Annotated in this window: 14 protein-coding genes and 1 pseudogene; all 15 read left to right on the top strand. The window is 36.2% G+C overall.

The genetic code is table 11. The features are described 5' to 3' along the window. Positions 1-201, top strand: a pseudogene (locus tag H9632_RS16595) (SMI1/KNR4 family protein); the annotation flags it as partial. 744 nt (positions 202-945) lie between these two features. Next, positions 946-1647, top strand: coding sequence for an SMI1/KNR4 family protein (locus H9632_RS16590; protein ID WP_191705180.1), 702 nt, complete (start codon positions 946-948; stop codon positions 1645-1647). Positions 1648-1755: 108 nt separating this feature from the next. Further along, positions 1756-2985 carry a PoNi-like cognate immunity protein gene (locus H9632_RS16585; protein ID WP_191705185.1) on the top strand — a complete coding sequence of 410 codons (1230 nt, stop codon included), beginning with the start codon at positions 1756-1758 and terminating at the stop codon, positions 2983-2985. A gap of 182 nt (positions 2986-3167) precedes the next feature. Next, entirely contained in the window at positions 3168-3296 is a 129-nt protein-coding gene (locus H9632_RS19035) for a hypothetical protein (protein ID WP_263618337.1), read from the top strand. A 4-nt stretch (positions 3297-3300) separates the two neighbouring features. Beyond that, positions 3301-4434 (top strand): suppressor of fused domain protein, encoded by a 1134-nt coding sequence (locus tag H9632_RS16580; protein WP_191705179.1) that lies wholly within the window; start codon positions 3301-3303, stop codon positions 4432-4434. A 54-nt stretch (positions 4435-4488) separates the two neighbouring features. Further along, complete coding sequence (locus H9632_RS16575) at positions 4489-4809, top strand: DUF6572 domain-containing protein (RefSeq protein ID WP_191705178.1); 321 nt, start codon at positions 4489-4491, stop codon at positions 4807-4809. Between the two features lie 150 nt (positions 4810-4959). After that, positions 4960-6270 carry a ribosome biogenesis GTPase Der gene (der, locus tag H9632_RS16570; RefSeq protein ID WP_191705177.1) on the top strand — a complete coding sequence of 437 codons (1311 nt, stop codon included), beginning with the start codon at positions 4960-4962 and terminating at the stop codon, positions 6268-6270. A 114-nt stretch (positions 6271-6384) separates the two neighbouring features. Then, positions 6385-7398 carry an NAD(P)H-dependent glycerol-3-phosphate dehydrogenase gene (locus H9632_RS16565; RefSeq protein ID WP_191705176.1) on the top strand — a complete coding sequence of 338 codons (1014 nt, stop codon included), beginning with the start codon at positions 6385-6387 and terminating at the stop codon, positions 7396-7398. Between the two features lie 151 nt (positions 7399-7549). Then, positions 7550-7819: a DUF2768 domain-containing protein gene (locus H9632_RS16560; protein WP_318247712.1), complete on the top strand. Its 270-nt coding sequence runs from the start codon at positions 7550-7552 to the stop codon at positions 7817-7819. A gap of 19 nt (positions 7820-7838) precedes the next feature. Further along, on the top strand, positions 7839-8561 hold the full coding sequence (locus tag H9632_RS16555) for a hypothetical protein (protein WP_191705175.1): 723 nt from the start codon (positions 7839-7841) through the stop codon (positions 8559-8561). Between the two features lie 108 nt (positions 8562-8669). Continuing rightward, a complete protein-coding gene (spoIVA, locus tag H9632_RS16550; RefSeq protein ID WP_318247713.1) occupies positions 8670-10175 on the top strand; it encodes a stage IV sporulation protein A in 1506 nt (501 codons plus the stop codon). Between the two features lie 198 nt (positions 10176-10373). After that, a complete protein-coding gene (locus tag H9632_RS16545; RefSeq protein WP_004232618.1) occupies positions 10374-10646 on the top strand; it encodes an HU family DNA-binding protein in 273 nt (90 codons plus the stop codon). A 386-nt stretch (positions 10647-11032) separates the two neighbouring features. Continuing rightward, positions 11033-11602 carry a GTP cyclohydrolase I FolE gene (gene folE / locus H9632_RS16540; RefSeq protein ID WP_191705174.1) on the top strand — a complete coding sequence of 190 codons (570 nt, stop codon included), beginning with the start codon at positions 11033-11035 and terminating at the stop codon, positions 11600-11602. A gap of 54 nt (positions 11603-11656) precedes the next feature. After that, positions 11657-11872 (top strand): trp RNA-binding attenuation protein MtrB, encoded by a 216-nt coding sequence (mtrB, locus tag H9632_RS16535; protein WP_191698172.1) that lies wholly within the window; start codon positions 11657-11659, stop codon positions 11870-11872. A 73-nt stretch (positions 11873-11945) separates the two neighbouring features. Beyond that, entirely contained in the window at positions 11946-12692 is a 747-nt protein-coding gene (locus tag H9632_RS16530; RefSeq protein WP_191705173.1) for a heptaprenyl diphosphate synthase component 1, read from the top strand. The last annotated feature ends 5 nt before the right edge of the window (positions 12693-12697 follow it).

Below are 12697 nucleotides of genomic sequence, written 5' to 3'. Positions count from 1 at the left end.
TTTTCCCGGGACCAATTATTGCCGATTGCAGCCACAGAATTTGACAAAGATTTATTTGTTTTATGTCTACCTAATTCTTCTAATCCTGGATCAGTAGTCTGGTTCGCTGGGGAGGAAATTGATAGATTCGAGAATTTTAATGAATATTTTATGGCAATGATTGATTATAATCGAGATGAAGTATTAGCGTTAAAAGATTGATATAATGTGTAATTTAGAAAACCTGTTGAAGCTACTGTCTGTATTTTACAGGCGGTAGCTTTTTCTCCGGTAGGAATGAGGAATATGTAGATATAGAAAACGAATACTTGTAGTTACATTATATATAGGTAGAAGTTTTAATAGAATTAAAGCACTTGATTGTCTATAACAGGCGACAAGTGCTTTTTTTGCATGTTTAAATACGGGTATTTAATTAGTGTACTAAGTATTAAATTGTATACAAGTACTTGCATACAAGGGGAAAAACAGTCGATGGAAGTAGAGGTTTCGATAGATAAGTTCGTTATAGATTATAAGGATGTACCACATTTAGCGTTTTACATGTTTATATGGTGGGAGTGTAGAAATTTAAAGTGAAAATGAAGATTTATATTGGAAGATATAGCTATGATCTGCACATGCGGGAAAGTGACAAAATGTATACATTCATATATATTTTAAAAACTTTAGGATAACAGAAGGACATTTACATACCCTAAGGATTGAAACAATGCCGGAGTATTATCCAATAGAGTAAATACGAGAAATAGAAATTTTAAGTACTTGACTGTTTACTTCAACTTAAGCAACAAATCCCGTTACTGATTTTTATATACATAATTGTTAATATTAGGTTATGCATGAGGTTTGGGAGGTGAAATTTTTATTATAGATAATTTCGATGTACCATAAACGCCATTTTTTATAGGTTAGGAAATAATCAATTAGGGAGCTAATTAATAAATGGAAAAAATAAACTATTTAAAAAAGTACAATGAAAATGTTCGAATACTAACAGTTGATGAAATTAGTAGATTAAATAATAATGAAATACCAATTGAATGGAAAGAGCTATTTTATAATGCTGATATTAAATGGAATATTAATTTACTTTTGAGCCTATGGGAAAAAAATGTAGGGTCTGAATTAGGGAAAACAATTTCCTATCTTTATCAAAATCTTATAAATATTGAGATTATGGAAGAGGGAGGAGTTTATTCAATTTTATATACTATAAAAAATTCTAAAGGAGACATTTTATATTACGAAGGGCGTAATCCTCATAAGGGACAAAAAAACATAGAATTAGAGGGGGCGTGGGATAAAGTACCTGCTTCAATTCGAAGTTTTTACGAAAATATTCATGATGGTTTTTATTACTATGCGAGTGAATCAATGGGCCTAGTTCCACTTGAATCGGTAACATATCTTGGGGACGAGGATCTCGAATGGAGTATTATTGATGATTTAGAAGAACCAATAAAAATCAACCTAGACTCATCATTTGGTTTTTTCTCTAATGGTATGGGAAGCTACGTAGCTATAGATGTCACTAATTGTTTTAATAACAATGCTAGTTTTTGGTCTGCAAAATTAAAGCCCAAATATAATATAAGTTTTTGGGGTTATGTAGATGAATGGATTGTAATGGGCTTTGAAATGTAACTAGTTGTAACTACATAAAGGGACAATATAAACAGTTTCATTTAGATTAAATGCTCAGGGTGAAATAATTGGAGAATGGCCATAATTGGCAAGGAGGAATTAAATATAATGAGGGATCATCTATGTATAGGAGAAAAATGTAGAGAAGGAATTGAATATCATAAAGAATTTATTGCTGAAAAAAGGTTGGATATCAAAAATTTAGACGAAGATACTAAAAATGGTATACAAAGGAAATCGAAAGATAATAAAAGTATTATAGAGGCAAGATATTTAAGGACTTTTAAATACGAGATGGAGGATATTAGGGCAAAATATTCATTAGGGGATGAAATTACTACAATAGAAGAAGATTTTTATAATGCAATTAATGATTTAGAGAATACAGGAACTAGGGAAGTAGGCTATTTAAGTCTGCTTTGGACCATTTCTTTAGGAATCCTATTAGAAACAGATAAAAAGAATATAGAAAGATTAAGTAAGGTGGTTGAGAAAAAGGAAATAAACGATGCAGTAATTGATTATTTATTATATGCGAGTGATATCGGATACACAAAAATCAGCAATAACTATTATAAAGAAAACCCCTATGCAAAAACAAGAGAAATTATAGAACTTGCCCAAACCGATAAAAAAGAAGCCTCTAAACGATTACAAAAGTATATGGAGAAGGAGTGGTTTAAAGGGCATTATGACTATGAATGGAAAAATGCGCATAAAGAACCTGGCTATGTAGGATTTTGGAGTTTTGAAACAGCAGCCCTTGCCAAAATACTTGAACTGGATGATTCAAGCTTAATCAATAATAATCACTATCCATATGATTTAGCGCATTACAAGAATTCAATGAAATTTAAACCGATTTCTCTCAATGATATAATCATTGAGCAGGAAATTGAACAGACCGAAATAATAGAAGGTATTGAAAATAACTCGCTATTAGAAACAATTATTCCAACAAGATGGCATGCATTTGTCAATGAAGTAGTCCATGATTATGAGGTTATGGCTGATAGTGACTTCTATGAAAAATACAAAAAAATGATGGGCTTAGACCAAATTTGGTTCCAATACCAAGAGTATGAAGAAGCCAATGAACAGAAGGGTCTTTTAGGGAGTTTAATTGTTTTTGCGATGGTAGAGAAAGGTTATCTATTACAATTGGATTATAAAGAAGATTTGGAAGAATACGAATCCAGTTTAAAAGATTTTTGGAATCCTACAAAAACCAAATTGGTTCAATTTATAGTAGATAATGATCAATATTATTATGCTTTACTACCAATCGATATGAATATGAAGGAAATGTATGAAGTTAACCTTCTAGATGAAAAGTAAGGTAATGGAAAAAATGTTGAAATGGTGGTAGTTGGAAATTTCAACCGGCGCCATTTTTTTTTATAATTTTAGATACGGATAGTTAAATCGATAACAAGACATCGTCGTGACCCAAGCGAAAAAGCACGTCAAAGCCGCCGTAAAGAAGACGAAGAAGGCTTTGAAAAAGGGCGGTGGAAAAGTTGCCGTTACATATACGTTCTTCAATAGTAGATAGTATTAAAGAAGTAAAAAATCATGGCGGTGACCGATATTACATGGTCCGAAGGCTTAAAGAATTAGGTGACTTAGCCGCTACAAGGAGATCGTAATCATATGGGAAATATACAACTAGCCAAAGAAATTCGTACAGCTATCAAACAAAATAATGTTGAAAAAGTAGTCGAGTTAATTGGTTCTGATATGGAACTCATGAATATAGTTACACCATTTGGGACTTGGCTACATGTTGCAGCTAAACATGGGAAGCTTGAAATAGTCAAGCGACTGATAGACTTAGGTGCTGACATCAATAGACGCGGCGGTGTTTTTGGTGGTGGAGCAATGAACGAAGCGGCTTCAAAAGGACATCTTGACATTGTTGAATGCCTATTGTCTAGTGGAGCTGAAATGGATGTGAGCGAACCAGAAAGGAACCCATTATTTGCTGCTATTCTTGGTGGACATATAGATATTGTCAACCTTCTCATTGAAAATGGCATTGATATTCATGTTAAGTACACAGGAGAATCTATGAAAAATATGGATGCATTAGCATTTGCACATGAACGAGGGCAAAAAGAAATAGCAATCTTATTGGGTTCTGCTAAAAAAGAAGTGTATAACGATACTGCACAAAATGAAACAACTGAGATGTTGGATTACATAAGAGAACATTTCGGACCCATTTATCAGACAATCAGTGAAATTGTCCCTGGCAGTAAGGTAGCGGTTCATATTCACATTATACTGCCAACGAAAGAACAAGATTTTATCACGCTTGTGACTACAGGGATGAGTGATGTAGCCATGGACGAAACAGAAGAAAGTACTGGCGTTAAGTACGCGGAATTAGTACTCAAGTTACCTGCGAATTGGCCAATCAGGAAAGATGACATGGCGAACAATAATCATTATTGGCCTTTAAAATGGCTGAGAATGGTCGCTCATATTCCCCATTCCTATGATGGATGGCTAGAGGCAGGGGTCATTCTTCCAAACGGGGAACCTCCCATGCCATTCGCTGCTAATACAGCCTTATCATGTATATTGTTAAAGGAAACTGAAGCAGGACGTTTTATTGATTCGGTAAATAGAGTAATTGATTTCTTTACTCTACTCCCCATTTATGAAGAAGAAAGACAGATAGCTTTACAAAAAGGATCTGATTATTTAATAGAAACATTCGATGAATATGGGATATCAGATGTACTTAATCTAAAAAGGAAAAACATTGGGTTGGACGGTTAGGCAAAAATATCCTACGAATATGGATTATATGACCCGAAAAGAGAGGACACTACTATGTCTATAATAGAAACGAATAAAATTGATGCAATGGGTATGAGTAAAGATGGGCAAGGTTTAATGTTGATGCTCGCAGATCATTTAGATTGGAACAATGAACAGGAGCATTTAATTCTTTTACAAGAAAAAATTAATGCATATTTAGCCTTTATCGAATCAAATCAGTATTCAGAAACATACCCGGATACAGCATTTGAATATTACGTTATTGAGGTAAGTACAAAATATAAAGCCCCCGAGAATTGCTTGAAATTTTTTGAGGTAATCAATACTCAATTAAAAGAATATAGGATTCAAGTGATATTAAGTGAAGAATAAATCTCTGAGTATTACAACTTCATCCGAAAACAAAATATACTAACAAGCCGAACATACAATAATTCCATTTAGAATGTTGTGAAAAAATGATATAATAGTCAAATTCGTGTATAATACGGAAAGACAAGAGTTTGGAAGGATGAAGTACAGATGACAAAACCAGTAATCGCCATCGTAGGACGTCCGAACGTAGGTAAATCGACAATTTTTAACCGAATTGTCGGAGAACGTGTATCGATCGTGGAAGATATTCCAGGTGTAACACGTGACCGTATTTATAGTTCGGCTGATTGGCTAGCACATGAATTTAATATTATCGACACTGGTGGTATTGAAATTGGGGACGAGCCATTTTTAGAGCAAATTCGCCAGCAAGCGGAAATCGCTATTGATGAGGCGGACGTTATTATTTTCATGACAAATGGTCGTGAAGGTGTAACAGCTGCAGATGAGCAAGTAGCTAAAATTTTATATAAAACAAAAAAACCGGTTGTATTAGCAATTAATAAGGTCGACAACCCGGATATGCGTCATATGATTTATGACTTCTATTCATTAGGTTTCGGTGAGCCTTGGCCAATTTCAGGTTCGCACGGTTTAGGCTTAGGGGATTTATTGGACGAATGTGCAAAACACTTCCCGCAACCAGATGAAGAGCAATACGATGAAGATACGATTAAATTCTCATTAATTGGGCGACCAAATGTTGGGAAATCTTCACTTGTAAATGCCTTTTTAGGCCAAGAGCGTGTTATTGTAAGTGAAATTCAAGGGACAACTCGAGATGCAATTGACTCTCCGTACTCACATGATGGGCAAGATTATGTCATTATTGATACAGCGGGTATGCGTAAAAAAGGGAAAGTCTATGAAACAACAGAAAAGTATTCTGTGCTACGTGCACTGCGCGCAATCGAACGTTCTGACGTTGTTTTAGTTGTTCTGAATGCAGATGAAGGCATTCAAGAACAAGATAAAAAAATCGCAGGCTATGCACATGAAGCTGGTAAAGCAGTAATTATTGTTGTAAACAAATGGGATGCAATTGAAAAAGACGAGAAAACGATGAACTTATTCACAGAACAAATTCGTGAGCATTTCTTGTTCTTAGATTATGCACCAATCATTTTTGTTTCGGCAAAAACGAAACAACGTGTACTCAATATTTTACCTATTATAAAGCGTGTTAGTGAAAACCACGCGATGCGTATCCAATCATCTATTTTAAATGAAGTAATTGAAGATTCCATTGCACGTAATCCAGCACCAACAGATAAAGGGCGTCGTTTACGTATTTACTATGCAACACAAGTGGCGATTAAACCACCAACATTCGTTGTATTCGTAAATGAACCTGATATGATGCACTTCTCATACGAGCGCTTCTTGGAAAACCGTATTCGTGAGACATTCGACTTCGAAGGAACTCCAATACGTCTTATTACACGTGCTCGTGACTAATTAAATGTACAGGGCGCTAGTTTATGAAAATGAACTAGCGTTTTTGTACATAAAGGGAATTTAGCTTGAAGGAAATTATAATAAGGAACTTTAAGTGAAATTGGGGGTTTATTAATGGAAAATGTAGTAGTTTTAGGCGCAGGCTCCTGGGGTACTGCCCTGGCAATCGTTTTGGCGGAAAACGGACATAATACGTTAATTTGGTCTCATCGAGAAGACCAGGCGAACGAAATAAATGAACAGCATACGAATAAAAAATATTTACCCAATACCGTGCTGCCACAGAATTTAAAGGCAACTTCAAATTTAGCAACAGCAGCAAAGCACGGATCAACAATCGTCATGGCTGTACCAACAAAAGGAATCCGTGAAGTTTGTGAGAATATTTCGAAATATATTACTGGCAAATCTTTATTTGTACATGTTTCAAAAGGAATAGAACCAGATACATTAATGCGTATTTCTGAGTTAATGAAAGAAAGCTTAGTACCTGATGTCGTAAGTGACATCGTTGTACTTTCAGGACCTTCGCACGCAGAGGAAGTTGTGCTGCAGCATCCTACAACGGTAACTGCCGCTTGCCGAAATTTAAAGGCAGCGGAAAAGGTGCAAGATCTGTTTATGAACCACTATTTGCGTGTGTATACGAATGATGATGTCATTGGTGTTGAAATAGGTGGGGCCCTCAAAAATGTAATTGCTCTTGCAGCGGGTATGACGGATGGTCTGAATTTTGGCGATAATGCAAAGGCAGCTCTTATTACACGTGGCTTAGCGGAAATAACACGTCTCGGTGTAAAAATGGGTGGTAATCCTTTTACATTTGCTGGGCTGACGGGGATGGGTGACTTAATCGTAACTTGTACAAGTGTCCATTCACGTAACTGGCGGGCAGGTAATATGCTTGGAAAAGGAATGAAGCTTGAGCAGGTGTTGGAAGAGATGGGTATGGTTGTCGAAGGGGTGCGTACGACAAAAGCAGCTTATCAATTATCCCAAAAATACGAAGTTTCGATGCCTATTACATCAGCGCTGTACGATGTGTTATTTAACGATATGGAACCAAAAGCATTAGTTGAATCTTTAATGCTGCGAACGAAAAAAAGCGAAATCGATGAAATGAGCTAATCGCCTTATTTTAAGATGGCTAAATCTTTAAAATTTAATAATTTGTCACAAATAGGGAGGGATACTTGTATGCCTCCTGTTTTTTTTTACCTGAAAAGGCTATAATTATTAGCGGAATAACGCGAAAATTTATAGAAAGGCGGTTTTAACAGTGCAGCACATTCTACAATCGATGAACCCAATGTCAAATCTACTATTAAACTCTGCGCGCGGACCTTTAGCTACTATGCATGCATTGGATGTTATGTGGGTTTCGTTTTATTCAATTGGCTTATTATTAGCTTCATTATTAATAATTACAGCAGTCCGTAAATGGATACATAATATGTTTTTATCGATTTTACTTAAACTTGTTGCCTATGTAATGTTTTTTATCGGTACATTATTGATGGTGCTTGTCATATTAACATGGCCGAACTAAGAGAGGGGGAATACATATTATGAAATTATCAAAATGGTTTGTGCTGTTATCAATAGTCACATTGTTGTTGGCAGGATGTGGCTCATCGGCTAACTTCGATCAATCCAGCTTAAGACCTGATGTCGATATGCTTGCAGGCGTCCAGCGGGCTGTTAATGAGTACCGTGAAGATACTGGGGTGTTACCAATTAAAACACGCGACCAGGACACAGACATCTTCATTAAATATTTAATTGATTTTGAAAAACTTGTTCCAAAATATATTGGTTCTCCACCACAGAATGCCTATGAAAAGGGTGGGATATTCCAGTATATTATATGGAATCCGGAAGAAAACCCTACTGTAAAGCTTGTTGATTTACGTACACCTGAGCGTATACGTGAAATTAATATTCGATTTAAAGGGACTAAATATCCACAATTTAAAGATAAAGTGGCAGAGCATGTCTATACAATTAACTTTGAAAATATTGGCTATAAAGAAAATGTGACAGTTCAGAGTCCGTATTCGAATAATCAATTACCGATTGTTGTATCCGCAGAAGGGGATTTATACGTTGATTATTCGATTGATTTATATACGTATATGAAAGATAACGATATTGTTGCGCAACCTGGAGACGACATACGTGAAATTTTAGTGGATAATTTTCCGGTAGTTCCGGCATATTCGCTGCCCTACACAGTAGATGAAAACAATGAGCCAATCATTATGTATGATCCAACAAAAAAAGAAAAATAACGGAAATGGTGTACAAAAAGGTGAAACTTTTAGTACACCATTTTTCATATTTATAACCAGATATACATATAGTGTTTTGATAATGAATACTTTAACTGGAAACAGAAGATTAAGGCATATAAAGGAGGCAATACGATTAGCGAGCATATTTTTCAGCAACTGGCGGAACGTACGAATGGTGATCTTTATATTGGTGTAGTAGGACCAGTTCGTGTTGGTAAGTCGACGTTTGTTAAAAAGGTCATGGAAGGCGTGATATTGCCTAATATTGAGAATGCGGAAGACCGTATGCGTGCAATGGATGAGCTTCCACAAAGTTCTCCTGGACCTACGATTATGACGGCAGAGCCGAAGTTTGTTCCTGCTCAGGGAACTACTGTTGCATTTGGAGAAAGTTCAATACCATTCCGTGTACGATTTGTAGATTGTGTTGGATATGTAATTGAGGGAGCTAAGGGTTATGAAGACGAGTCCGGACCAAAATATGTGCAAACACCATGGCATAATGAAGCAATTGCTTTTCAGGAAGCTGCAAAAATCGGAACAGATAAAGTTATTCGTGACCATGCCAATATCGGGATTGTCGTAACGACAGATGGAACGGTAAATGGAATGTCACGGGCGGCTGTAGAAAAAGCAGAGAAGCAAATTATTGAGCAGCTTACGGAAATCGGAAAACCATTCGTTATTGTACTTAATAGTACAGCCCCACATTCGGCTGATACACAGAAACTACAGCAGGAATTAGTTCAAAAATATGATGTACCTGTAATTCCGACTGCTATTCAACAAATGCAATTAAACGACGTTATGATGATTTTGCAAGAAGCACTATTTGAATTTAATGTAAATGAGATTCAGGTAGAAAAGCCAGATTGGTTGGATGTGTTGGATGAGCATCATCATTTAAATGAAACATTATCATTTGCTACGTCACAATTACAAGATGATGCGATGAAAATTCGTGATGTAGAAGCTGCAAGTCAATTGCTCCGTGAAATTGACTTTATAGAAAGCTGTACGGTGGAAAACATTGATGCTGGGCAAGGAATTGCTACGTTACGTGTCAATATCCATAACGATTACTATAAAGAAGCGTGTGCAGAGTGGCTCGATAAACCAGTTGAATCGAAAAAAGAATGGCTTTTATTTATAAAGGAGGCAGCAGAAGCCAAAGCGGCACAAAGCAGATTCCGTGAAGCAATTGAACAGGCGAAGGAAAATGGTTATGGTGTTACATTGCCTGCAATGGACGAATTTACTCCTACTGAGCCTGAATTGATTGAGCAAAATAATTTCTATGGAGTACGAATGAAAGCAACTGCTCCATCCTACCATATTATTCGTATAGATATGGAAGCAGAATTTTCACCATTAATTGGCTCAGAGTTTCATAGCCAGCATTTGCTGAAAGATTTGCAACATGCGTATGAATATGATCGTCAGGCATTATGGCAAACTCAATTATTTGGTACCCCTCTACATGAAGTATTAACAGAAAGTATACGCTATAAAATGAGTGGTGTCCCGACTCATGCAAAAAACAGAATGCGTTTAATGTTGGAAAGATTAATTAATGAAGGAGAAAGAGGTTTAATAACATTTATTATTTAGTATTCAGTAAAATATCGTGATAGAAAAATTACAGGACCGTTCACTTTTATAGGTGAATTGTCCTGTAATTTCTGTTTTTTTGCAAAAAAAGTTAAAATATAAGCGAAACATGAATGAATTCAGTTGCGTAGCGGTTTTCTGTATGTTAATCTTTTTACAGGATTTAGATTCATGACCCTTTGAGAGGAGGTGAATGGTGTGAATAAAACAGAATTAGTAAACTCTGTTGCTGAAGCTGCAGGTCTTTCTAAAAAGGACGCTTCTAAAGCAGTTGAAGCTGTATTTGATACAATTCAAGATGCTCTTGCAAAGGGTGACAAAGTACAATTAATCGGTTTTGGTAACTTTGAAGTTCGTGAGCGTGCAGCGCGTAAAGGTCGTAACCCACAAACAGGTAAGGAAATCGAAATCGCTGCTTCGAAAGTACCTGCTTTTAAACCAGGTAAAGCACTTAAAGACGCTGTAAAATAATTCAGCCTCTGGAAGTACATAGAGTAGCTCTCAGTCTAACTGAGGGCTACTCTTTTTTGATGCCTGGAAATGATAGGCTCGTTGTGCTTTTGGTAATCGATTAATAAGGTTGGTTTTCGTTTAGGCTACAGTGCCAATTCCTCTGTTCTTATGAGTTGGACCGCCGAATTGGTTTCGGAATTTGACGGGGAATTTAGAGCTTCGGTTTATTTCTTTTTGTTTTTGAATAACTATGCTAAAAAAAGTAGAACTCTTTTGAACTTACGCGTCTAATGTGCTACGATTCAAGAGTGTATTTTATAACGAAAATAACAGCATTTAATGAGAATAAATATAGATAGACGTATACATAAAAACGTTTTGGTTTCTAGGAGGACCTGATTTCCATGGCAAATGTCGATTTAAAAAAGATAGAAGAAGCAGTAAAAATGATTTTAGAGGCAGTAGGAGAAGATGTAGAGCGTGAAGGATTACTTGATACGCCAAAACGTGTTTCAAAAATGTATGCAGAAATGTTCAGTGGTTTAAATGAAGATCCACGTGATTATTTTAGTACAGTCTTTCATGAAGACCACGAAGAATTTGTATTGGTAAAGGATATCCCGTTCTTCTCTATGTGCGAGCATCACTTAGTTCCTTTCTATGGTACTGCCCATATAGCATACATACCAAAAGACGGTAAGGTAGCCGGTCTAAGCAAGCTAGGACGCTGCCTGGAATCTGTTGCACGCCGTCCACAGCTACAAGAACGCATAACTTCGACTGTAGCAGATACTATTATGGAAATGTTAAATCCTAAAGGCGTCTATGTTGTTGTTGAGGCCGAGCATATGTGTATGACAATGCGTGGATTGAAAAAACCTGGTTCTAAAACTCTGACGGCAGTCGCGCGCGGTGTTTATGAAGAAGATGATACGAAGCGCAATGAAGTGATTACTTTCATCCAAATGAAATAAGTCGAAAAAATATGGTATTATAAACAAAGAAATTAACAGGTGGGGGATTATCAAATGGCGCAACCAGATTATATTATTATCGAAGCAGAAGAAGATGGTGTACATGTAATTGGTCTAACTCGTGGTACCGATACGAAATTTCACCATTCTGAAAAGTTGGATGCAGGTGAAGTAATGATTGCCCAGTTTACCGAGCATACATCTGCGATGAAAATTCGTGGCAAAGCAAAAATTCATTCTGCCCATGGAACAATCCAAAGTAAAAAATAATGAATGCAAAAGCACAAATTTTATATAAAAATTCTGATAATATGCTTTAAAACATTGAAATGGAGTAATTTCTATGAGTGCAACATCTATTATACAGTCGGTTCAAACGTTACAATCAAATATTCTACAGCATGTTCATCATAGAGCATTACTTCAAAATGTTGGACAACCTACGTTACAAGAAGAACAATTGTTTTTTATCCAGCTCCCTTTTTTGAATGGGGCTGCAATGACTGACGACCATAAAGTAAGTGCAGTAACTGTTGGTATTGTACATGCATCGCTTCTGGAACACGAAAAGGTATTGGAAGTAGATGCTACAAGTAAGGAACAGCAACTCATTGTCCTGTCGGGAGATTATTATAGTGGTCGCTATTATCAACTACTTGCACAGTCCGGTAATATTAGACTAATTCAAAAATTGTCAAAAGGAATTGTAGATCGCTGTGAGCATCAAATACGCATTTATGAGACGGAAACCCGTTCCGTTGAGCAATGGGTTCATAGTTTAACGGTAATTGAAAGTGCATTGATTTCGCAATACTATGATGTATACGGTTACAACGCCTATACTGAACTTATGGAAAATACATTGACATTTATTCGTTTGAAAAAAGAATATGGATTGATACAGGATACAAAACAAGGTTTTCTGTATAGAGCATTGGCCTTAGCTGATAATCCAACTGTTCTTGAATCAACAATGGAAAGGCTGCATGGGCAACTGATTACCCGAAAACAACGGGCATTAGAAGTTTTGAAGCAAAGCCATATCCACGATGATTTAAAACATTCCATTGAGCAATACATCACTTTGTAGTGAAT

Source organism: Solibacillus merdavium, assembly GCF_014836935.1.
GTDB lineage: Bacteria > Bacillota > Bacilli > Bacillales_A > Planococcaceae > Solibacillus > Solibacillus ferritrahens.
Note: the sequence above shows the minus strand (reverse complement) of the source record. Positions and strands in the feature narration are given on the sequence as shown.